This is a genomic window from Streptomyces sp. NBC_01474 (assembly GCF_035918215.1).
In the GTDB taxonomy this organism is placed as follows: domain Bacteria; phylum Actinomycetota; class Actinomycetes; order Streptomycetales; family Streptomycetaceae; genus Streptomyces; species Streptomyces aureus.
Map to the genome: position 1 here is coordinate 1368637 of NZ_CP109449.1, position 22169 is coordinate 1390805.

Sequence of the window (22169 nt, forward strand, 5' to 3'; positions counted from 1 at the left end):
CCGTGCCTCATGAACCCGTTGTCCCGCTCGCCCGGCTACTGCCGCTGGCCCTGCTGCTGCCCCTGGTCACCGCGTGCGGTGGCACCGCCGGGGCAGACGGCTCCAAGACCGTCACGGTGACCGTCGGATACCAGTCGAAGACCATCAACACCGTCACCGCCGGAACGCTGCTGCGCTCCCTCGGCTACTTCGAGGAGGAACTCGCGGCCCGCGGCAAGAAGGACGGCAAGACCTACAAGGTGAAGTGGCAGGACTACGCGACCGGCGCCCCCATCACCGCCCAGATGACCGCCGGGAAGATCGACATCGGGTCGATGGGCGACTTCCCGCTGCTGATCAACGCGGCCCGGGGCAAGCAGCTGGGGCAGCCGACGCGGCTCGTCTCGGTCACCGGCTACAACCTGCGCGGAGGCCTCAACACCGTGGTCACCGCACCCGGTTCGCACCTGAGATCTCTGACCGACCTGCGCGGCAGGAAAGTGTCCACCAGCGTCGGCTCGGCCGCCGACGGCACCCTGGTACGCGCCCTGAAGAAGGCCGGGATCGACCCGGAGAAAGGCATCAGCAAACTCAACCAGCAGCCCAGCGTGGGCGCGTCCGCCCTGACCGGGGGAAGCGTCGACGCACTGTCCCAATTCGTCGCCTGGCCCGGGCAGTTGGCGTACGAGGGCAAAGCGAAGGCCCTGTACGACGGCGCCGACCTGAATCTGCCGACGTTCCACGGAGTGACCGTCCGGGAGAAGTTCGCCGAGGAGCGCGGCGGGGTCCTCGACGACTTCCTCCGGGCTCAGCGGCGGGCCACCGACTACCTCCGCAAGCGGCCGGTTGCGGCCGCCGAGTCGGTGGCCGAGGAGACCGGCCTGCCCGCCGAGGCGGTCTACCTCTACAACGGCGCCCACGGCATCGCCACCTTCGACCCGGCACTGCGGCCGAAGTTGATCGCCGCGCTGAAGAAGGACGTACCGATCCTCAAGGCGGCCAAGCTGGTGGGCGACGTCGACGTGGACTCCTTCGTCGACCCTGAGCCGCTGAAGCGGGCCACGCACACACCCGCGTATCCGAAGGCGGGCGCCGCCAAGTCCGAGCTGTGGCTGAAGGGGCAGGACTCCACCCGCACCTTCGACAGTCCGAAGCAGCTCCTCAAGGCTCTGAAGGGAGCTGAGGTCCGGGCCGCTTACGTACCCGACGAACTGACCGGCACCCTGTGGTTCGCCGACCGCGCGGTGTGGGTCGCGGACGGCTCCGACCTGCGCGCCTTCGTCACCCCGAGCCATGCGAAGACGTACGTCGAACGGCACGCCGGCGCCAGGGTCGTCAGCTACGCGGACGCCGTGGGGCTCGCGTCATGAGCGCGGGCCGCTGGCTGATCCGAGCGGCATCGCTCGCCGCGGCCCTCGGGCTCTGGCAGCTGCTGACCTCCTGGGACGTCGAACTCTGGCTGCGGTTCGGGCAGTTCCCCACGGTCGGCGAGGTGGCGTCCGCCTTCGGCGACCGGCTGGGCACCGCCCCGTACTGGCAGGACCTCGGTTACAGCCTGCGCCGCATCGTGATCGGGTTCCTGCTGGCCGCGGTGCTCGGGGTGGCGGCGGGCACGGCGATCGCGCGGTCGCGGTGGGCCGCCGATCTGCTCGGCCCGCTGATGGAGGTGGCGCGGCCGATCCCGGCGATCGCCCTGGTCCCGGTCGCGATCCTGCTGCTGCCCAGCAACGAGCAGGGCATCGTGTTCATCACGTTCACCGCGGCGTTCTTCCCGGTGCTGGTGTCGACGCGGCACGCGGTGCGCGCGCTGACGCCGGTGTGGGAGGAGGCCGTGCTCACCATGGGCGGCGGCCGGCTGCGGGTGCTGTTCTCGGTGGTGCTGCCCGGAGCGCTGCCGGGCATCTTCGGCGGGCTCTCGGTGGGCATCGGCGTCGCGTGGATCTGCGTGATCTCGGCGGAGATGATCTCCGGTGAGTACGGGGTCGGTTACCGCACCTGGCAGGACTACACGGTGGTCGACTACCCCGGTGTCTTCGTCGGCATGGTCACCATCGGCGCTCTCGGCTGGCTCACGTCCACGGCGGTGGAGTTCCTCGGCCGCCGCGCCACCGCCTGGCTGCCGCGGCCGCCCGAGCGGGCGCCGTCCCGTGCCGTACGCCGCGCCGCCGCTCCCCCGGCGGTTTCGTCTCCCGTACCGGCCCTGGAGAAGGAGCCCGTCTCATGAGTCCGACGAGTACCGCCTCTCTCCGCCAGGGTGCCGAACTCGCCCTGGAAGACGTGCGGCTCGGCCACTACGAAGGGCAGCCCCTGCCCGGCACCGTGCGCCTGCGGATCGCGCCGGGCGAACTCGTGGCCGTGCTCGGCCCTTCCGGCTGCGGCAAGTCCACGCTCCTTCGCACCCTTGCCGGGCTGCTGCCCCCATTGGGCGGGCAGGTCACGCAGGACGGGGCACCCATCGGCGGGCCCGCCGCCGACCGGGCGCTGGTCTTCCAGGAGAACGCCCTGCTGCCGTGGCGCAGCGTCCGCGCCAACGTCGAACTCCCCTTGGCGATAAGTCGGTTGGGACGGGAAGAGCGACGGGGTGCCGCCGACTGGTGGCTGGAGCGTGTCGGACTGGCCGAGCACGCCCGAAAGCTGCCACGCCAGCTCTCCGGCGGGCAACGGCAGCGCGTCCAGCTGGCCCGCGCCCTGGCCGGGCAGCCTCGCGCGGTCCTCATGGACGAGCCGTTCGGCGCCCTCGACCCGCACACCCGCGCGGGCATGCAGGACCTGCTCGTGGACATCCTGCGCGGCACGGGCGCGACCGTCGTCTTCGTCACCCATGACGTGGACGAGGCGCTCTACCTCGGGGACCGGATCGCCCTGCTCTCCTCCGGCGAGGTCCTGACCGTCCCGCACCCCCGGCAGCGGGACGCACGCAACGCGCCCGCCACCACGGGCCTCCGCCGCCGCATCCTCACATCCCTCTGACCACCGCACCCCTGTGAAAGGCCCGCCCGTGGACACCCCCCTGGCCATCCCCGCCCTCTCCGACGCGACCGAACTCTCCTGCGACGTCCTCGTCATCGGCGGCGGCACCGCGGGCACGATGGCCGCCCTGACCGCCGCCGAACACGGCGCGGACGTGCTGCTCCTGGAGAAGGCGCACGTACGGCACTCCGGCGCACTCGCCATGGGGATGGACGGCGTGAACAACGCGGTCATCCCGGGCCGGGCCGAACCGGACGACTACGTCGCGGAGATCACCCGCGCCAACGACGGCATCGTCGACCAGTCCACCGTCCGCCAGACGGCAACCCGAGGCTTCGCGATGGTCAAGCGCCTGGAGTCGTACGGCGTGAAGTTCGAGAAGGACGAGCACGGCGAGTACGCGGTCCGCCAGGTGCACCGCTCCGGCTCGTACGTGCTGCCGATGCCGGAGGGCAAGGACGTCAAGAAGGTCCTCTACCGGCAGTTGCGGCGCCGCGAGATGCGCGAGCGGATCCGCATCGAGAACCGGGTGATGCCGGTCCGGGTGCTCACCGTGGACGGCCGTGCCGTGGGTGCGGCCGGGTTCAACACCCGTACAGGCGCGTTCGTCACCGTACGGGCGGGCGCGGTGATCCTGGCCACCGGGGCATGCGGCCGCCTCGGCCTGCCCGCGTCCGGCTATCTCTACGGGACGTACGAGAACCCGACGAACGCGGGCGACGGCTACGCCATGGCGTACCACGCGGGCGCCGCGCTCACCGGGATCGAGTGCTTCCAGATCAACCCGCTGATCAAGGACTACAACGGGCCGGCCTGCGCGTACGTCGCGAACCCGTTCGGCGGCTACCAGGTGAACCGGCACGGCGAGCGGTTCGTGGAGTCGGACTACTGGTCGGGGCAGATGATGGCCGAGTTCGCGGCCGAACTCGCCTCCGACCGCGCCCCGGTGTACCTCAAGCTCAGCCATCTGCCGGAGGAGACCATCAACGCCGTCGAGTCGATCCTGCACACGACCGAGCGGCCCACGCGAGCCACCTTCCACGAGGGCCGCGGTCACGACTACCGCACGCACGACATCGAGATGCACATCTCGGAGATCGGTCTGTGCGGCGGCCACTCGGCGTCCGGCGTACGGGTCGACGCACACGCCCGCACCACCGTGCCCCGTCTGTACGCGGCCGGCGACCTGGCCTGCGTGCCGCACAACTACATGATCGGCGCGTTCGTCTTCGGGGACCTGGCGGGTGCGGACGCCTCCCAATTCCGTGCGCATGAAGGCGAGTTGCCCGGCGATCAGCTCGCCACCGCGCATGAGTTGATCTACCGGCCGCTGCGTCACCCCGACGGGCCGCCACAATCTCAAGTCGAGTACAAGCTGCGGCGGTTCGTGAACGACTACGTGGCTCCGCCGAAGGCCGGGGCGAAGCTGTCCCTGGCCGTGGAGGCCTTCGAGCGGATGACGGGAGAGATCGCCGGGATGGGGGCGCGCACCGCCCATGAGCTGATGCGGTGCGCGGAGGTGTCGTTCATCCGGGACTGTGCGGAGATGGCCGCGCGCGCCTCCCTGGCGAGGACCGAGTCGCGCTGGGGCCTGTATCACGAGCGGCTCGACCATCCTGAGCGGGACGACGCGGGGTGGTTGCACCATCTCGACCTGTACAAGTCCCGTTCGGGGGCGATGGAGTTCAGGGCCAGGCCGGTCGAACCGTATGTCGTTCCGGTGCCGGAGTTCGAGCCGTCGGCGGCCGGGGCGGAGCGGGTGCTGGGCGAGGTCGCGTTGGTGCCGGTGGCGACGGCGGGGCAGCGGGACGTCGCCCCCGCCGCCCGCCCGGCCGCGTCCGCCGCGCCGGCTCCCCCGCCCTCGGCGATCCGGGCCCCCTCGTCGAACCCCACCCTCCTCGCTCTCCTCTCCCTGGCCGAGGAGTCCCCCGACCTGGAGGCGCTCTCCACCTACCTTGAGGACTCCGACCCGGCGGTGCGGGTGGCCGCCGTCGCCGTCCTCGCCGAGACGGTGCCCGCCGGGGCCGGTCCCGCGCTCGCCGCACGGCTGCGGGATGCCGCGCCCCAGGTCCGGCAGGCCGCCGCCGGCGCGCTGCGCGAACTGGTCGAAGTCCTGCCCGCAGCAGATGAGTTGGCGTCCGGCCTGCGAGCAGCCCTCGGTGTGGCGGACCCGGCGGTGCGGGGCGCCGCGCTGGACGTCCTGCGGGAACTGCGGCTCGGCGACGCCTCGGTGTACGCCACCGTGCTCGCCGACACCGACATCGACGTACGTGTCCAAGCCGTCCGGGCACTGGTCTCGGTGGACGCGGCCGATCAGCTCTCGGCGGCCACGGCAGACCCGGCCCGCGAGGTCAGAGTCGCGGTCGCCCGCGGTCTCGCGGCGGTGCGCGAACCGTCGCCGGACCCGCTCGCTCCGCTCCTCGACGACTCCGACCCGCTGGTGAGGGCAGCCGCTCTCACTGCACTCGCCGATACGGGTTGCCCGCCCCCGTATGCCGAACGGGCCGTGGCCGCGCTCGGCGACCGCGCCTGGCAGGTGCGGGCCGGCGCCGCGACCGCCCTGCGAACGGCCCTGCCCACCATGACAGTTCCCGCCCTCGCCAAGGCATCCACCGACCCCAACGCGGACGTCCGCAAGGCCGTCGTCCTGTCACTCCTCGTCCACCGCGCCGACCCCGACGCCCGCGCGGCCCTCGCCGACGCGACAGCCGACCCCGACGCGGACGTCCGCGCCTACGCATCCCGCGCCGCGACCTGACCGCCATGCGTGACGGACGGGGCCGACGTCACGTGATGACCGCGCGGGCGGCGGATCGTTACAGGGGCGAGGAAGGGAGACCCACCATGCCGACTCAGGGACCTGCGAAGCAGCCCACGACCGAGCTCGACGCCCGCTACAGCTCCGCGCTCAACCCCCGCCCCGGTGCCACCGACGTCTCCGCCACCGAATGGGCCGAAGCCCAGCGGCAGCTGGAGGCCGCCGAGATCTTCTGGGTGTCCACGGTGCGCCCCGACGGCCGCCTGCACGTCACTCCGGTCATCGCCGCCTGGCACGACGGGGTGCTGTACTTCTCCACCGGCGCGGGCGAACAGAAGGCGAGGAACCTCTCTCATGACGGGCACTGCGCCCTGACCACCGGACGGAATTCGCTCACCGAAGGGCTCGACGTCGTGGTCGAGGGCAAGGCCACGCCGGTTGCCGATCCGGCGGTGCTCGAAGAGGTGATCACGGCGTACGAAGCGAAGTACGGGGCACACATCACCTCCCCCGAGGGCACTTTCCACGGGATCGGGGACGCGTTCCGGAAGGGCGACGCGATGGTGTTCGCGGTGTCCCCGGCCACGGCATACGGCTTCGGCCGGGACGACGGGATCTACTCGCACACGCGCTGGACATTCTGAGCCCACCCACACACACCCACAAACCAATCGCCTCCGCGTCGCTGATCCCGTAGGTTGCGCGGGTTGTTGTGGCTGCGGCGGAGAGGCGGTTGGGGACGTGGCACCCAGAGCAGTGACACGGGAGCAGCTGGCGGGTGCGGCGCAGGCCGCCCTGGGTGGCGAGCGGCGGTTGGCAGCGGTTGAGCGCGTCGCGGGTGGGAGCAAGAAGGGCGTGTACCGCCTGGTGATGGACGACGCGACCACGGCGATCGCCTACCTGTGGGACGACGCCGAGAACTACTGGCCGGCGGCGGAGGGCGACGACGACCTCACCGACCCGTTCTCCCCCGGTCTCGGGATCGGCCTGTTCGAGGCCGCACACGCGCGGTTGGACACACTCGGCGCCCGCGTCCCCGCGATCCGTCTCGTCGACCGCGACGGCACTCACCGTCCGGCCGACCTCGCGATCGTCGAGGACCTCCGGGGCGAGAACCTGGAGGAACTTCTCGCACGCGATCCGGGCGCGGCCGAGCCGGTCATGGCCCGGCTCGGGGAGGCACTGGAGTCGATGCGGCGTCATCGAGGTCCCACATACGGCAAGGTGGCCGTCGTCGACGGGGGAGGCACCTCGCGCGGAACGTCGTGCGAGGGGGTCGTCCTGGACCGTGCGCTGCGGGACCTCACCGAGGCGGCGTCGCGTGATCCACGCGTCGCGGAAGCGCGCGAACGGCTTGAGCAGCGATTGCTGGGGCTCGCGGCGGCAGTACAACCGCGCGCGGAGTACGCGGTCGTCCACGGCGAACTGGGACCAGACCACGTGCTCGTGGACGCGGGCGGGAACCCCGTGGTGATCGACATCGAGGGCTTGATGTACTTCGATGTCGAGTGGGAGCACGTGTTTCTGCGGATCCGACTGCACGACGCGTACCGGCCACTGAAGGTGGGCGGCCTGGACGAAGACAGGCTCGCGCTCTACATGCTGGCCCAGCGGCTCTCACTGACGGCGGGACCGCTGAGGCTGCTCGACGGGGACTTCCCCGACCGGGCGTTCATGGAGGCCATCGCCGAGCACAACCTGAACGAAGCGCTGGAGCTCGTCCACTCCTGAACACCCCTGTTCGCAGCACGAGGGCGAAGGCCGCCCGTTCGGAGCCCGGCCCGAGGGTCACCGAGCCCGTCGAGTTCCACGGATCAAGGAAGGCTGAGAGCGCAGGGCCCCCAACCGGTCTTTGTCACCGGCTTCGGCCAGGCAGTCGCCCAGCGCGAGGAGCGACAAGAGCTGTACGGGGCGCCCCACGGAAGCCGCTACCTCCAGCTTGTGGTGGCCGTCGAGCAGGAAGTGCGTCAGCCCCCAGTGCGTGTAGTAGTCGGTCGACCGGTCCATGGCGGGCAGGCACACATCCAGGGTCGACACCGCCCCCCGGGCCCCGTCTTCGGTGGCTCCGCCTCGAACCGCAGTCTCGCCTCGGACGCGGGCAGTCCGAGCCTGCGCGGGTCACCAACCTTGACGTTCATGCTCGTGACCGTACGAGACCTCACCACCCCGTACGAACCCGATTCCGACCTCGAGCCGGGGCCACCACCGCACCGGCCCGGCAGGGCCTACCTGTGGCGCGTGAACGTGAGCCTCGCCTCCGTCCCGCCTGGTGCCTGCGGCCTGAGCCACGGGTGCGTAGGGAGCGTCGGCAATCTGCCGTGGTCGAGGGCGAATTGGGGCAGGGAGACGCCGAACGTCGTCGCTATCGCGTCCAAGGCCCTGCTTTCGTCCGAGAGGTCGGTGGCCGGGCCGGCCGGGTCCGGGAACAGGTGGTCGGGCGAGAGCTCGTCGGGGATGTCGCCCGTCCGATGGCGCTCCGCCTCGTGGACCGTGAACGCGTACCGCTGTTCCCCGTCCTCGGCGCAGGCGAAGTGGAACAGGCCCGGCTCCCACCAGACCGTGAGGGCCCGGGTGCCCCGTGACAGCCCGGTGCCGGGGTGGGTCAGACGGGCACGGTCGAAGCCTGGCCGGCGGGCCGATTCGAAGGCGAAGCTCCAGCCGTCGAGGGCGCCGATCCGGGCGACGGAACCGCGGCGCTCCCGCTCCCGCGAGAAGGGGAGATCCCAGAAATCCCGCTCACTCGCCACCAGCTCCAGCGGGCCCGTACCGAACCGCTCCACCAGCTCATCGGGGCGTATGCCCTCCACCAGAACGAACCTGTACGCGTCCCTGCGCAGCTCGACACTGGGTTGCCGATGGGTCAGCCACGCGAGCCCGTCGCGCACGGTCTCCCCCTCGACGGCGACCGGCGTGGGTATCGCCCCCGCCTGACCTGCCCGGGGTGTCATCAGCAGCTGCCGCCCCCGCTCCGGTGTGATGAGCAGCCCGAGGAGCGGATCCCCGAGCAGACCGAACGGCGCCACGTGGTCCTCCCGGTACGGCTCCCAGTGCGGGACCGCCGCCGCGAGTACCCGCCAGGCGCCGTCCGTGTCGCCCCAGCGCGCCAGCTCCCTGGCCTCCTCGACCGCGCGCCCGAACGGACCGGGCGACGTGTATTCGTACGTGCGCTGCCTGATCTGCTCCAGGACGGCACCGGCCCGCTCCCGGTCCCTCGCGTAGTCCTCGGTCACCGGGCCGAGCACGAAGGTGTCGTCCCTCCGGTACTCGCGCAGGTGATCGCGCACCTTCAGGGGCAGCACCTCGCCCGCGTACAGCGGATCGTCCATACGCGGGTCGACCGGCACCCAGCCGCGCCCGTCGAGCAGCGCCCGGAGCTGTGACGCCAGCAGGACGGCCCGCGGTCGGCCGAGCTCCCCCGCCCCGCCGAGGACGGCGAGCGCCGCGTCCAACTCGCCTCTCAGACAAGCGAGTCGGGCCTGCTCCACCTCGGCGTCGAGCTCACGCGTCACCACGTTCTCGAAACCTGAGTGGCCGCCGCCCAGGCGGTAGAACTCCTTGTACATGCCCTCCATGAACGCGCGGAACGAGTCGTACCGGTCCGGCAGTTCACCACCCCACCCGTGGTACACGTACACCGCCCACTCCCCGTCGGCACCCACATCGCCAGGGTCGAGCAGCACATCCGTCATGTCCGAGTCGAGCGACAGCTGCAGCGCCCGTCCCCACATTCCGGCCCTGAGTACCTCTTCCTCGGTCGGGTCCTGGTCCAGATGCTCCTCGTACATCGCCTGAAGGCCGTACGGATCGCCGTACGACGCGATGCTGTCCGTCCCCGCCAGCAGGTAGACGAAGCCCCCGGCGTGGCGCCAGCCGTCCGTCGTTTCAAGGAAGGAGCGGAGGGACGGCGGCAGCGGCACGTCGATCCCCTGCGCCCGGACCCGCTCCTCCAAAGCCGTCATCCCCGCCGGATCGGCCGGTCCGAACCCGAGCCAGCGGCCCCGGACGATCTCCTCGTCCAGCTCAGCGAACTCCTCCGGCTCCTCCGCGGCCAGCCCTTCCAGCCATTCCTCGCTCCACCGCTTGAGCAGCGGCCCCCACTCGAAGATGTCCATACGCGCCATCGTGACACCCGCCACTGACAGTCGATCACGTCCGGACGCGGCGAACCCCCGGTCCGCTACGACCCGCGCCCCGCAGTGGGCGTCACGCCAGGGATGAGGAGCGCAGCCGTCAGCCGAAGATGTCGTACGACCGTCGGTAGATCCCGTCCGTGTGTTCACGGATGTCGCGGTGCACCTCGCCGAGGCGCCGGTACAGGTCGTGGTTGGCCTGGTCGGGGGTGAACTCCGCGCCGGGGCGGACCATCGCGTCGATCGCCTCGTCGAACGTCCGGTACGCGCCGAGTCCGACCGCGGCGCAGATCGCGGAGCCGAGCCCCGCCGCGTTGTTGACCTCGGCGCGGTGGGCCGGGACGCCGAAGACGTCGGCGTGGATCTGCATCATCAGGTCGGAGCCGGAGCCGCCGCCCGAGACGACCGTGTGCCGGTAGGTGGTGCCGAGTTCGGTGGCCATGTGGGTGCCGGTGGCGTGGATGGACAGGGCGAGCGCTTCGAGGATCGAGCGGTACATGTGGAAGCGGCCCTGCCGGCCGTCGAAACCGAGGATGGTGCCCTTGCGGTACGGGGCGTCGGTGGGCGCCAGCCAGTCCAGCACCGTCATCAGGCCGTCGCAGCCGGGCGGGACCTTCGCGGCCTCGGCGTTCAGGTAGTCCTCGACGGAGAGGCCCGCCGCCCTGGCGCCCGCGGCCCCCTCCTCTCCGAGCAGGTCACGCAGCCAGCTGACCGTCCACATGCCGCGGCGCACGCCGAAGCTCTCGTAGAGGTAGGAGTGCGGCATGCAGGCGTAGTTGGTCCAGAAGTCGGAGGCGTCGGGCACGTTCCTGTCGCCGACGGTCATGCCGGCCACGTACGTGCCGAGGGAGACCAGGAGCGTGTCGCTGGAGCGCAGTCCGCAGCCCAGGGCCTCGACCGCCTTGTCGTTGGCGGTCGCCACGACGGGCAGGCCCTCGGGGATGCCGGTGTGGAGGGCCGCGGCGGCGGTCACGGTGCCGAGGACGTCGCCGGGCATCACCAGGTCGAAGAGCATCTCGCGCGGGATGCCGGACTTGGCGAGAACGGTGTCGTCGGTCGTCCACTGCCAGGTGTCGGAGTCCAACGGCCATGAGTCGCCCGCATAGTTGGCGGCGGTGTCCTGGAAGACGCCGGTCATGCGGTGGCTGATGTAGCCGGAGGACGTCGTGACGTAGCGCGCCTCGGGGAGGGTGTGTTCGTAGGGGCGCGAGACGCGTGCGTCCATCCAGCTCATGACCGGCTGGGCGAGTGTGCCGTCGGCCCTGAGGACGGCCCGGCAGAAGCGGATCGTGCACAGGCCGACGCCGACGATGTCGGCCACGTCGCCGGGGAAGCCGGCCATGGCCCGGCGGCTGGCCTCTCCGATCGACGTCCACAGGTCGTCGTCCGGATGTTCCACGACGCCGGGGCGCGGGGTGGCGTACGGACGCAGGCTCTGCCGTCCCTCGCAGACGGCCCGGCCGTGTTCGTCGAAAACGGTCACCTTCGAGCTCTGGGAGCCGTTGTCGATGCCGATGAAGTAGCGAGTCATGGCCCACTCCGAGGTGCGAGAGAGGAGGGGGCCGCCGGCCGCCGGCGGCCCCCTGTACGACAGTTGGGGATCAGGCGTCGAGCGGGAAGATCGTTCCCTTGTTCATGATCCCGTTCGGGTCGAACGCCTCCTTGAGCTTGGCCAGCATGTGGTACGCGCTGCCGTGCTCCTGCTTCGTCCACGCGGTGCGGTACTTGCCGACGCCGTGGTGGTGGACCATCGAGCCGCCGACGCGCAGCGCCTCCTCCACGATGATCGCGTTGAGCGGCACGTGGTACTTGTGGATCTCCTCCTCCGGCTCACAGTCGATCTTGTAGTCGTAGACGAAGTAGAGGTTCGTACCCGTCTGATAGCTGTGCGAGGAGTGGGCGCCGAGCAGTGTGAGGTCGTCGGCGTGCGGGTACTCGGTGCGGATGCGGTTCATGACGGCGCCGTACAGCTCGGTGACCTTCGACCAGTCGCAGGAGACCTCGGTGGTGTAGCCGAGCTCGGCCTTGGCGCGCATGACCTCCTTCTCCGCCTCGATCTTGTCCGGACCCCAGTTGAGGTTGTCGAACCACGCCTCGATGAGCTTCGGGTCGACCTTCTCGTGCGCGTGCCGGCCGGCGACGCGCTCGATCTCCTCGCTGGTGGCGCGCACGATGCCCTTGGGGCCCTCGGCGACGAAGACGACGACGCACTTGCCCTTCGAGAAGTGCGAGAAGTGCTGGCCGGCGTCCTCGGGCGAGTAGACGCGCACGACGGACGGCTTGAAGCCGCCGACGACGACCTCGCGGATGATGGCGGTGCCGGTCGCCATGTCGTCGACGAGGAAACCGTGGAACTCGTTGTTCTCCGGCTGGTACTTGAAGATCTTCACCGTGACCTCGGTGATGTAGCACAGGGCGCCCTCGTTGCCGATGACGATGTGCCGGATGTCCGGGCCGGTCGCGCGGCGCGGGACGTTCTTGATACGGCTGACGGTGCCGTCGGGGAAGACCGCCTCCAGGCCGACGACCATGTCCTCGATCGCCCCGTACAAGGTGGAGAACTGGCCGATCGAGCGCGTCGAGACGAGCCCGCCCATCTGTGCGAGCGGCTTGGACTGCGGGGAGTGCCCGGTCGTGTAGCCCTTGGCGCGCAGTGTGTCCTCGAGGACCTGGAGCTGGACGCCGCACCCGGCGGTGACCTGCATGTTCTCTTCGTCGATCTTGATGATCTCGTCGAGGCCCGAGCCGTCGAGCACGATCGTGTCGGTGACGGCCGTCTCCAGGCCGCCCTCGGTGCCGGTGCGGCCGGTGCGGGCCACGATGTTGATGCGGTTCTCGTCGGCGAAGGCGAGCACCTTGGACACGTCGTCCACGCTGGTGGCGTTGACGATCGCGGCCGGCGGCGGGGCGTCGTAGATCCCGTGCACCGCCTGGTACTTCTTGAAGCGGTCGACGCTCGCCTCGCGCAGCTGCTGCTCGTCGGTGACGACCGCGCCCGCGCCGACCAGGGAGGTGAGGCGGTCGACGATCTCTTCTCGGTTCAGCTTCGATGCGGACTGCACCATGTGGATCAACCTTCTTTGTACGTGTGTGTGTACGTGTGGGGGTGAGGGAGAAGTGGGTGTCGGGTCGGGGTCAGCGGACGAGATAGCCGCCGTCGACGGTCAGGACATGGCCGTTGACGTAGTCGGCGGCGCGGCTGGCGAGGAAGACGGTGGCGCCCATGAGGTCGGCGACATCGCCCCAGCGACCGGCCGGGATGTGGTCGAGGACGCGCTGGTTGGTCTCCGGGTTCGCGCGCGTGGCCTCGGTGATCCGGGTGGCGAAGTAGCCCGGGGCGATCGCGTTGACCTGGATGTTGTGCTGGGCGAGTTCGTCGCAGTACGCCTTGGTGAAGCCGGCGATGCCGTGCTTGGTGGCGGCGTACGCGGGAGACATCTGGCCGCCCAGGAAGGAGAACAGGGAGGCGATGTTGATGATCTTCCCGGAGCGCTGCGGGATCATGAACTTCGTTGCCTCGTGGGCGAGTTCGAAGGGCGCGGTGAGGTTCACGGCCAGCATCGGGTCCCACGCGCGGCGGTCGAACTCCTCGACAGAGGCGAGATTGCAGATGCCCGCCGAGTTCACCAGGATGTCGACCGACCCGAGGGTGTCGGCACAGTGCTCGACGACCTGCCGGGGCACGCCCGCCCCGGTGATGTCGGCCTCGAGGAACTCCATGCGCCGGCCCTCGGCCTCGATCAGCTTGCGCGTCTCGCCACCGTCGTCGGCGAGCGCCGGGACGAGGACGTTGGCGCCCGCCTTGGCGAGGGCGAGGGAGAACGCCTGACCGAGGCCGGTGTTGCCACCGGTGACGATCGCGTTCTTCCCGTCGAGGGAGAAGAAGTCCCGGGAGAAGTCCGTGATGTCCATGTGATGCCTGCCGATCTTCTTACTCTTCGTGACTCTTTTTGTTCTTTGTAAGTCTTTGTAAATCTCTGTATGGATACGTTCTACGTGCTCGGGGCGGTGAGCCGAAGGACCCCGCGATCACACCCCTGCCAGGACGCGGTCAGTGACGGGGGCCGTGTGGCGGGCGGCCAGTTCGCGCCGTCGGGTGCGGGCGGTGAGTGTCGTCATCACCAGGCCCAGCAGTGCGGCCACGAGCAGGAAGACAAACAGAGCGCTGTAGCCGCCGCCCTGTTCGGGCACCTTCGGGCTCGCCGAGGAGTCACCGATCCACCAGGCGCACAGGGACGGCAGGAACGCGTCCGGCAGATACGCGACGCCGGAGGCGAGCCCGATGACGCCCCCGCGCTCCCGCTCAGGGACCTCCACCTCGCCGACCGTGGACCAGTAGACGCCGCGCGAGGCGAAGACCAGTGCGCACAGGACGAACATCATGACCAGCGCGAGCCAGGCCAGCGAGGCGTTGCGCGGCAGCACGAGGAAGAGTGCGGCGAGCACGGCGCCGCCGGCGAACATCCAGCGCAGGAACACCGCGGAGGAGCGCGTCACCTTGTCCACGACGACGCCGCCCGCGGGTCCGGCGACGAACTGGAAGACGTAGGACCGCACGACGCCGATGACGGCGATCATGGAGGCGGAGACGCCGTAGTTGTCCTGGAGCAGCGGCGAGAAGTAGCCGAGCGTCGTGTAGAAGCAGTACATCAGCATGGCGGTGCCGCCGATGAGCCAGGTGTACCGGTTGCGGGCCGCCGCGAGGAGCTGCTTGAGGGTGACGGTCGCCGAGCCGAGCCCGGCGAGCCTCGTCTTGTCCTCGCGTACGACGAGCAACACGACGGCGGCGAACACGAAGCTCAGCACGCCGTAGATCCGGATCAGCGTGAGGACGCCGTGCGCGGGCACGACGGAGGCGGAGACGATCGCGGTGCCGATGAAGCCGATGGCCGTCGAGACGATGCCGCGGGTGCCTTCGAGGAAGCCGAAGAGCCGGCCCTGCTCGCCGGAGTCGCCGAGCATGCTGATCGACTTCACCAGCGCCGACCAGTACAGACCCATGCCGACGACGGCCATCAGGATGTGCACCGCCACGATTCCCCAGAATCCCGGAACGGTGGCGAGATAGATGTCGGCGATTCCCATTCCGATGAGCGAAATCACGATGAGGAGTTTCGGCGAGAACTTGTCGGAGAACCAGCCGCCGAAGAAATACATGACGATGGCCACGGCACCGAATGCCGAGATGATGTTTCCGTACTGCTGCGAGCTGAGATTCAGCGCCGTATAGGTAGGTTCGAGGTACACGAACCTGATGTAGGCGACCTGGAAAATGATTCCGCCGGTCATGGAGAGCGCGAAGAAGCTCAGCCACTTCTGGGCCTTGTTCATCCGGATCACCGCAGCCACCTCGTCGTGGACAGGAAATGGGCACAAAAAAAGAACAGCAAACTCCGATGTTCGGAGGTTACTGTTCTCTGGTCTCTAGTAACTGTCCCGGCGCGAGGCCGGAACCTTTATTTGATTGTCGCGCCCGTGGCCATGACATGGACTCCGGGTGCGTTCGCCATGCTAGGCAGGGCCGCTCGAAAGTGTCAATAGAGTCCTGCGACACATTCCCTTGGATCGCCCGGACGTCTACATGGCCCAGACGTCACGATTCGACGAGGCGATGGCCGCGGCCCCCGCCTTCAGCGCCGCGAACACATCCTCGCGGTCGCACACGAGCCCGCCCGCGATGAGGGGCACTTCGATGTCCTGGACGGCCCAGGAGATGACCCGCGGCATACAGCCCGGCAGGATCTCGACACAGTCGGCCTTGGACTGGCGAACCTGCGGCGCGAGATTGCGGTACGACTTCGAGTCGATGAGGAAGAAGCGGTGGACGGCGAACAGGCCGACCTCGCGGGCGGCACGCACCATGTGCGCCTTGGAGCTGAGCACCCCGTCGGCGGAGGTCTGCTCCTTCACGTACCGCACCACGATGTCCTTGCCGCTGAACCCTTCGAGCAGGTCCACATTGACCAGGACGACCTTGCCGCTGTCCTTGAGCTGCTGCACGATCGCGGGGAGGTTCAGCAGGGACCCGTACAGCAGGAAGACGACCTTGCACTCGGAGTCCAAGACGGCGCGCAGCCCGTCGTCGTCTATGACGCTGGCGACGACCGGGTGGTCCTCAAGGAGGACCGGAAGTGACACGTCCACGAATGACCTCCCATGGGATCGGCGGCCAATCTCCGCCGATCAGCGCCGCAGCGCAGGGTAACTTCCCTCCGCCGGGAGCCGCCACCTGCCCCTGATCCCACCGGCGGGGCAGCGGCGCCCGGACGCCGCTGCCGTCAGGTCGGGTCAGGTCACGCCGGTGACGTGACCGCCCCGCCGAGATGCCGGACGAAGAAGTGGACCGCGCTGTCGGCCTCGAACCTGGGCAGTTCCTTGTGCCGGCCCGCGTTGGCGTGCAACGTCTTGTCCTTCGAGGCGAAGGCGTCGAACAGCGCCAGACCGGACTCGCGCGGGATGTGCTCGTCGTCCCACTGGAGCGCGAACTCGATCGGAACGGTGATCTGCCGCGCCGCCCGGGCCAGCGACTCGGGCCAGAAGAGACCGAAGACCGCGGCGGTGATCCTGGGTTCGATCGCCGTCAGCGGCACGCCGATCGCGGTGCCCATGTTCAGGCCGAAGTAGCCGACCGGCCCGTCGGTACCGATCTCCGGGAGTTCCTGGAGGGCGTCGAGGGTCGCCTGCCACTCGGGCACGGCTCGCTCCGCGAGGTGGGCGTTGTACCGCTGGACGATCGGGCCGACCGGTTCGCCCGCCGCCATCGCCTGCTGCATCACGGCGATCTCGCGCTCGTCGTGCTCGGTACGCTGCCTGCCGCCGTGACCGGGCGCGTCGATGGTGGCGACATGGAAGCCGCCGCCCGCCACGAGCCGCTGAGCCCGCCCGACCATGGCCGGTGACTTCCTGTGGTTGCCACCGCCGTGGCCCATCAGGACAAGAGGCGCGCGGTCGGAGCCTGGGGTCGGCGACCAGAGCGCGCCGGTGACCCCACCCACGGTGAAGTCGCGCTCCACGACACCGTTCGACGATGTCTGCGCGGTGAATTGAACAGAGTTCATAGGTGTTGCCCTTCGGGAGTGCCTTGTGGAGGAGGCGCTCCCGGCGACACCTACGTCAATCGCCCAGCCGTTGCGAAGAGGGGAGCACCCACACAGATACAGCGTTCATGGGTCTCACCTCCTCGCACGACGTCACGGCCTGGGCGGGACGCTACCAACCGGCGGGCATCCCGCCCAACCCCATTTTCTGGCTGCGCGCTCGGGCGGTGCGGCCCGCTCAGCGGCGCCGCCCGCTCAGCGGCGCCGCCCGCTCAGCCGCGCTGCCCGCTCAGGCGTTGGGGTCGAAGGGTATGCCTGCCGGCTCGGCCTTCTCGAGGTGGTAGTTGAAGTTGCCGTCCTTGAGGCCGAAGACGGCGCTGCCGAAGTCGGCCTGGCTCAGCTTCTCCCGCAGGCCCGAGGGGTAGCCGTTCCAGCCGACGAGGCTCGGGAACTGCCAGGTGTGTCGGTGGTTCTCCGGCGGCTCGTCGTTGGCGGTCGCGGGACGGAAGCAGTGCGTGCCCAGGCCGTCCTTGTGGTACACGGCCTTGGGGTGGGTTCCGTCCCAGCGGATCTGGTCACTGCTGTACACGTTGAAGTTGCCGTGGGCCGAAGTGGACACGTACTTGGCCTCGTTGTTCTGCACCCACACCACGACGTGCTCCCAGTCGTTGCGGTGCCCGCCGAGGCCGCTGCCCGCGACCGCCTGGTCCTTCTCGAAGTACAGGCCGTACATGATGGCGCACCAGCCGTTGTTGCACTTGGAGCGGGCGTATCCGTTGGTGCTGTCGAGGTCCCAGGAGTCGTGGCACTGGCCGTTGACGGCCCCGGACGGGTTGAGGCCGGGGTTGATGGTGCCGTCCGGGCCGATGGCGGGCGTCGGGTAACAGCCGTCACCGTCGTAGTCGTAGGCAGGTTGGAACGTCTGCTCCAGGCCGTCGGCGTTGGCGGGCAGCGCCGGGGGCGGGTCCGCGAGCGCGATGCCCGGGAAAACGATGACCAGCGCGACGGTGCTGCCGAGGGTGAGCGCCGCTCTGCGGATCCGCGAACTCTGCTTCACTGCGTCCTCCTGATGAACCGTGGGGGTGTGGGACACACGACTGAATCTGGCATGCCCTTGTCATCATCCGCGCCTCAGCTGCCCGGCGGACCCCAACTGTGTGGCGCGATGATGAAGAGTCCGTGCTGTCGTCAACAGGCGGTCAGGTCCTGGACGTTGACCGAGTCGGCCATCGCCTGCATGCCCTTGCCCTTGGGGAGCAGGTGGTCGCCGCCGTCGAAGAACGGGGGACGCCTACAACTACCCGTACGTCCGAGGGAATTGGCTCCCAAGGCCCGCTACGGCGAAGCACGCACCGGGGCCGTGCACCAGACCGCCGTGCTCACCGAGTACGGGATGCACCTCGAACTGCCGCCCGGTGACTGGTCCAACGCAGCCGTGCACTTGATCCGCGAGACGGAGGCCCGAGGCCCGCACCAGGCCCACCGGGCCGAAGGCGGTGCGCGTCACACCCCGAGCACATCGCGAACGCATTGGCATGGACCTGTCCATGATCCTTCGATAGGCTCCCCAGCGGGCATTTCCTGGGAGCGCTCCCAGGCTTTGCTGTTCCACCCCCACGATGCTGGAACAACGAAGGGCCAACCCCATGAGACGCACCAAACCCCTGCGCATCGCCCTGTCCGCGTTACTCGTCGCCGGAGTGTCGGCCGGGTTCGTACCGGCCTCGGCCGGCGCCGCCACCCCCGCGGACCAGAAGGCACCGGCCTCCGGGTCCATGCTCGCCGCCATGCAGCGCGACTTCGGCCTCACCAAGAGCCAGGCCGAGGCCCGGCTCAGCGCGGAGAAGAAGGCCACATCCGTCGAAGGAAGGGCACGGCGCGCCGCCGGATCGTCCTACGGCGGCGCCTGGTTCACGCCGGAGAGCGGCCGCCTCACCGTGGCTGTCACCGACTGGAACAAGGCCGCGGCCGTGCGGTCGACCGGCGCCGGGGCCAAGCTGGTGAAGTACAGCGCCAAGCAGCTCGACGCGATCAAGGAACGCATCGACGCCCTCAAGGCGCCCACGGGCGTGGCAAGTTGGCACGTCGATCCGGCGTCCAACCGGATCGTGATCGAGACCCTGGCCGGACGGCAGGGCGACAACGATGTCAGGCATTTCCTCGCGCAGGCCCGCGCGGCCGGCCCCGTCACCGTCGAGAGGACGGCCCACGCGCCCCGCACCCTCGCCGCCGGCACGGTCGGAGGGGACCCCTACTACACGGGCAACGTCCGCTGCTCGATCGGCTTCTCGGTGAACGGCGGATTCGTCACGGCCGGTCACTGCAGCGGCGCCGGCGCCGCCGTGAACGGCTGGGACGGCTCGTACATCGGCAACTTCCAGGGGTCGTCGTTCCCGGACAACGACTACGCCTGGGTCAACGTCGGCAGCGGCTGGTGGACCGTCCCCGTGGTCCTCGGCTGGGGCACCGTCCCGGACCAGTTGGTGCGCGGCTCGGCCGAGGCGCCGATCGGCGCGTCCATCTGCCGTTCGGGCTCCACCTCGCACTGGCACTGCGGCAATGTGCTGGCCAAGAACGAGACCGTGAACTACAGCCAGGGCGCGGTGCACGAGATGACCAAGACGAATGTGTGCGCCGAACCGGGCGACTCGGGCGGCTCGTTCATCAGCGGCGACCAGGCCCAGGGTGTCACCTCGGGCGGCTGGGGCGACTGCTCCGGCGGCGGTGAGACCTGGTACCAGCCGATCAACGAGATCCTCAATCGGTACGGCCTGACGCTTACCACGGCCTGACCGTCGCACTGAGGAGCCGGGCTCGGTACGGCGTAGCAGGCGCCGCCCGCCGTACCGAGTCCCCCCATCTCTGCCCCAACGCGCAGTCACCGCACGCGAGATGGCCCCGTGCCCCTCACTGAGAGCTCTGCGCGAAGGCGTGGCCGGTGGCATAATCGCAAGGTCCTTCACGGCCTGACCCAGGGTGCGCGCAGCGGCCCCGGCGAGTCGGTCAGCGACCTAGTACACGCTGGAGTCACGCATGACGGCACAGTCCCCCGGAAGCCGTATCGACACGAGCAGGGCCCACCCGGCGCGCGTCTACGACTGGCTGCTGGGCGGCAAGGACAACTATCCGGTCGATCAGGAAGTCGCGGAGAAGCTGCCGCCGGAGTCGCGCCTCAGTGCCCGGCGCAACCGCGCGTTCATGCACCGTGCGGCGGCATGGCTGGCGGGCAACGGCATCGACCAGTTCCTCGACGTCGGCACGGGCATCCCGACGAAACCGAACCTGCACCAGATCGTGCAGGGCATCGTGCCGTCGGCGCGGGTCACGTACACCGACAACGACCCCATCGTGCTGCGGCACGCGGAGGCGCTGCTGGTCAGCACTCCCCAGGGGGCGACCGACTACATCGAGGCAGACGTCCGTCAGCCCGAGGTCATCCTCGACCACGCCCGTACGTTCCTGGACTTCACCCGGCCCCTCGCGCTGTCGATGCTCGCCCTGATGCACTTCATCACCGAGGAGGAGGACCCGTACAGTCTTGCGCGGACCCTCATCGACGCCCTGCCCTCGGGCAGTTACTTCGTGTTCTCCCACGGCACCACCGATGAGCACCCGCACCTCGCGAAGACGGTGAAGAACACCTACCGGCGGGGCGAGATCCCGCTGCGGATGCGTACGCGGGCCGAGGTCGAGCCGTTCTTCGAGGGCCTGGAGCTGGTGGAGCCGGGGCTGGTCACGGCGACGAAGTGGTACAAGGACACGCTCGCACCCGAAAAGGAGTTGAGCGGCTTCTACGTCGGGGTCGCTCGCGTGCCCTAAAGACCCATCCGCCGCGCGTACTCCGCGAGACCGTCGGCCGTGTCGCCCGCCCACCCCACGTAGCCGTCGGGCCGGACCAGGTACACGCCCGTGCCGTACGCCTCGCAGTCCGGGATGCGGGCGGTGGGGACGCCGAGCGCGGGGAGTTCGGCGTCCGTGCCCACAGTGAGCAGCGTCCAGTGCGGGCCGCGGAAGGTGTCGAAGAGGCGGGTGCCGTCCACCGCTCCGTCCGGCGCCCGGTCGCCCGCGCGCACGGGGCCCGCGGTGGCGCGGGTGTCGACGGCGAGGGTCGATTCACGGTAGCCCAGGCCCAGTTGGCGGGTCGCCTCGCCTCGGCGGATCTCTCCGCGGTGCACGCCCGTCGAGATGCCGAGCATGTGCGCGGCGACGGGGCGGCGCTCCTCCTCGTATGTCTCGACGAGGGAGTCCGGGGCGCCGTCGCGCAGCACCGCGCCCAGCTTCCACCCCAGGTTGTACGCGTCCTGGACGCTGGTGTTCAGCCCCTGGCCCCCGGCCGGCGAGTGGACGTGCGCGGCGTCCCCGGCGAGGAGGACGCGCCCCACACGGAAGCGGCCGGCCAGCGCGGCCCGGGGCCGGAAGTCCGAGGCCCAGCGCACTTCGGTCACGTCCTCGGGGGCCAGATGGGAGCGCGCGGCGACCACCTTGCGGATGCCGTCGAGGGAGAGGTCGGGCACGGTTCCCTCGGGGAACTGCGCGGTCACCTGGAAGTCCTCGATGCCTGCGAGCGGGCAGATCGCGAGGAAGCCGTCGCCCCCCTCGCGGGGCGGGAACACATGCCAGTTGTCGCGGTCGAGACCGGTGATGCGCACGTCCGCCACGAGCATCGGATGCGGGTCGACGGTCTCGCCGGTCATGCCGATGCCCAGCGCGCGGCGCACGGCCGAGCGGCCGCCGTCGGCCGCGACGGCGTACCGCGCGCGGACCGGGCCTTCGGCGGCGAAGTGCGCGGTCACCGTGTCCGCGTCCTGTTCCACCGCCACCAGCTCACGGCCGAACTCCACCCGCCCGCCGAGTTCCGTGAGCCTCTCGAACAGGATCTCCTGTGTGCGCCACTGCGGCACCATCCACGGGTCGGTGTACGGGGATTCGTCGCTCGCCTCGGCCGGATCGAACATCCTGTGCTCGCCGACCCGCGCGCCGTCCTGCCAGATCATGCCGACGGGGTAGGGGCCACCGGCGGCGTGGATCGCGTCCAGCACACCGAGATCGTGGAAGACCTCCCTGGTGCGCGGCTGGATCCCCTTGCCGCGCGACCCGGGGAAGAGCGCGTCGGCGCGCTCGACGACGAGGGCGTCGACCCCGCGCCGGGCGAGGTCGACGGCGAGGGCGAGGCCGGTCGGTCCGGCGCCGACGACGAGGACCTGGGTGTGCGTGATCGCGTCTGTACGGGTGTCCAAGACCAGCTCCTTAACGTCGTTAAGTTCGATGCTTCGCAGCATGCGCTTAACGACGTTA

The 22169-nt window shown here is 69.7% G+C and carries 19 protein-coding genes; 8 read left to right on the forward strand and 11 right to left on the reverse strand.

What is annotated here, in order from left to right; genetic code table 11:
• The first annotated feature begins 2 nt into the window (after positions 1 to 2).
• The 6 genes from OG758_RS06555 to OG758_RS06580 all read left to right on the forward strand — a co-directional run bounded on the left by OG758_RS06555 (position 3) and on the right by OG758_RS06580 (position 7438).
• A complete protein-coding gene (locus OG758_RS06555) occupies positions 3 to 1349 on the forward strand; it encodes an ABC transporter substrate-binding protein (RefSeq protein ID WP_326709081.1) in 1347 nt (448 codons plus the stop codon).
• Positions 1346 to 2203, forward strand: coding sequence for an ABC transporter permease (locus OG758_RS06560; protein ID WP_326709082.1), 858 nt, complete (start codon positions 1346 to 1348; stop codon positions 2201 to 2203). Before OG758_RS06555 ends, OG758_RS06560 begins: the two co-directional genes overlap by 4 nt.
• Complete coding sequence (locus tag OG758_RS06565) at positions 2200 to 2949, forward strand: ABC transporter ATP-binding protein (RefSeq protein WP_326709083.1); 750 nt, start codon at positions 2200 to 2202, stop codon at positions 2947 to 2949. The genes OG758_RS06560 and OG758_RS06565 overlap by 4 nt, the downstream gene beginning before the upstream one ends.
• A 28-nt stretch (positions 2950 to 2977) precedes the next feature.
• The gene (locus OG758_RS06570; RefSeq protein WP_382061333.1) at positions 2978 to 5707 is read left to right on the forward strand and encodes a fumarate reductase/succinate dehydrogenase flavoprotein subunit; all 2730 of its coding nucleotides are present in this window, start codon (positions 2978 to 2980) and stop codon (positions 5705 to 5707) included.
• 86 nt (positions 5708 to 5793) lie between these two features.
• On the forward strand, positions 5794 to 6351 hold the full coding sequence (locus OG758_RS06575) for a pyridoxamine 5'-phosphate oxidase family protein (RefSeq protein WP_326709084.1): 558 nt from the start codon (positions 5794 to 5796) through the stop codon (positions 6349 to 6351).
• A 112-nt stretch (positions 6352 to 6463) separates the two neighbouring features.
• Positions 6464 to 7438 carry a phosphotransferase family protein gene (locus OG758_RS06580; protein ID WP_326715828.1) on the forward strand — a complete coding sequence of 325 codons (975 nt, stop codon included), beginning with the start codon at positions 6464 to 6466 and terminating at the stop codon, positions 7436 to 7438.
• Between the two features lie 57 nt (positions 7439 to 7495).
• On the opposite strand, the gene OG758_RS06585 is transcribed toward OG758_RS06580, so the two are convergent.
• From OG758_RS06585 to OG758_RS06630, 10 genes are all read right to left on the reverse strand, one after another.
• Positions 7496 to 7744 carry a hypothetical protein gene (locus OG758_RS06585; RefSeq protein WP_326709085.1) on the reverse strand — a complete coding sequence of 83 codons (249 nt, stop codon included), beginning with the start codon at positions 7742 to 7744 and terminating at the stop codon, positions 7496 to 7498.
• A 188-nt stretch (positions 7745 to 7932) separates the two neighbouring features.
• A complete protein-coding gene (locus OG758_RS06590) occupies positions 7933 to 9819 on the reverse strand; it encodes a DUF6461 domain-containing protein (RefSeq protein WP_326709086.1) in 1887 nt (628 codons plus the stop codon).
• Between the two features lie 118 nt (positions 9820 to 9937).
• On the reverse strand, positions 9938 to 11368 hold the full coding sequence (locus OG758_RS06595) for an FGGY-family carbohydrate kinase (RefSeq protein ID WP_326709087.1): 1431 nt from the start codon (positions 11366 to 11368) through the stop codon (positions 9938 to 9940).
• Between the two features lie 70 nt (positions 11369 to 11438).
• Complete coding sequence (locus OG758_RS06600; protein ID WP_326709088.1) at positions 11439 to 12902, reverse strand: FAD-binding oxidoreductase; 1464 nt, start codon at positions 12900 to 12902, stop codon at positions 11439 to 11441.
• 70 nt (positions 12903 to 12972) lie between these two features.
• Positions 12973 to 13749 carry an SDR family oxidoreductase gene (locus tag OG758_RS06605; RefSeq protein ID WP_326709089.1) on the reverse strand — a complete coding sequence of 259 codons (777 nt, stop codon included), beginning with the start codon at positions 13747 to 13749 and terminating at the stop codon, positions 12973 to 12975.
• Positions 13750 to 13866: 117 nt separating this feature from the next.
• A complete protein-coding gene (locus OG758_RS06610; protein ID WP_326709090.1) occupies positions 13867 to 15168 on the reverse strand; it encodes an MFS transporter in 1302 nt (433 codons plus the stop codon).
• 246 nt (positions 15169 to 15414) lie between these two features.
• Positions 15415 to 15981: a glycerol-3-phosphate responsive antiterminator gene (locus OG758_RS06615; RefSeq protein ID WP_326709091.1), complete on the reverse strand. Its 567-nt coding sequence runs from the start codon at positions 15979 to 15981 to the stop codon at positions 15415 to 15417.
• A gap of 149 nt (positions 15982 to 16130) precedes the next feature.
• On the reverse strand, positions 16131 to 16895 hold the full coding sequence (locus OG758_RS06620; RefSeq protein ID WP_326709092.1) for an alpha/beta hydrolase: 765 nt from the start codon (positions 16893 to 16895) through the stop codon (positions 16131 to 16133).
• A gap of 268 nt (positions 16896 to 17163) precedes the next feature.
• Positions 17164 to 17931 carry an NPP1 family protein gene (locus OG758_RS06625; protein WP_326709093.1) on the reverse strand — a complete coding sequence of 256 codons (768 nt, stop codon included), beginning with the start codon at positions 17929 to 17931 and terminating at the stop codon, positions 17164 to 17166.
• 131 nt (positions 17932 to 18062) lie between these two features.
• Positions 18063 to 18203, reverse strand: coding sequence for a hypothetical protein (locus OG758_RS06630; RefSeq protein ID WP_326709094.1), 141 nt, complete (start codon positions 18201 to 18203; stop codon positions 18063 to 18065).
• A gap of 317 nt (positions 18204 to 18520) precedes the next feature.
• Between OG758_RS06630 and OG758_RS06635 the strand changes: the two genes are divergently transcribed.
• On the forward strand, positions 18521 to 19666 hold the full coding sequence (locus OG758_RS06635; RefSeq protein WP_326709095.1) for a S1 family peptidase: 1146 nt from the start codon (positions 18521 to 18523) through the stop codon (positions 19664 to 19666).
• A gap of 241 nt (positions 19667 to 19907) precedes the next feature.
• Entirely contained in the window at positions 19908 to 20693 is a 786-nt protein-coding gene (locus tag OG758_RS06640; RefSeq protein WP_326709096.1) for an SAM-dependent methyltransferase, read from the forward strand.
• Here OG758_RS06640 and OG758_RS06645 read toward each other — a convergent pair.
• Positions 20690 to 22141, reverse strand: a complete 1452-nt coding sequence (locus tag OG758_RS06645) for an FAD-dependent oxidoreductase (protein WP_382061347.1) — start codon at positions 22139 to 22141, stop codon at positions 20690 to 20692. The two genes, OG758_RS06640 and OG758_RS06645, sit on opposite strands and share 4 nt — an antisense overlap.
• Positions 22142 to 22169: the final 28 nt, after the last annotated feature.

Coding starts and splice junctions, on each gene's coding strand:
- OG758_RS06595 (WP_326709087.1), bottom strand. CDS start 11,368: ATGACTCGCTACTTCATCGGCATCGACAACGGCTCCCAGAGCTCGAAG.
- OG758_RS06560 (WP_326709082.1), top strand. CDS start 1,346: ATGAGCGCGGGCCGCTGGCTGATCCGAGCGGCATCGCTCGCCGCGGCC.
- OG758_RS06620 (WP_326709092.1), bottom strand. CDS start 16,895: ATGAACTCTGTTCAATTCACCGCGCAGACATCGTCGAACGGTGTCGTG.
- OG758_RS06605 (WP_326709089.1), bottom strand. CDS start 13,749: ATGGACATCACGGACTTCTCCCGGGACTTCTTCTCCCTCGACGGGAAG.
- OG758_RS06600 (WP_326709088.1), bottom strand. CDS start 12,902: ATGGTGCAGTCCGCATCGAAGCTGAACCGAGAAGAGATCGTCGACCGC.
- OG758_RS06575 (WP_326709084.1), top strand. CDS start 5,794: ATGCCGACTCAGGGACCTGCGAAGCAGCCCACGACCGAGCTCGACGCC.
- OG758_RS06590 (WP_326709086.1), bottom strand. CDS start 9,819: ATGGACATCTTCGAGTGGGGGCCGCTGCTCAAGCGGTGGAGCGAGGAA.
- OG758_RS06565 (WP_326709083.1), top strand. CDS start 2,200: ATGAGTCCGACGAGTACCGCCTCTCTCCGCCAGGGTGCCGAACTCGCC.
- OG758_RS06635 (WP_326709095.1), top strand. CDS start 18,521: ATGAGACGCACCAAACCCCTGCGCATCGCCCTGTCCGCGTTACTCGTC.
- OG758_RS06610 (WP_326709090.1), bottom strand. CDS start 15,168: ATGAACAAGGCCCAGAAGTGGCTGAGCTTCTTCGCGCTCTCCATGACC.
- OG758_RS06640 (WP_326709096.1), top strand. CDS start 19,908: ATGACGGCACAGTCCCCCGGAAGCCGTATCGACACGAGCAGGGCCCAC.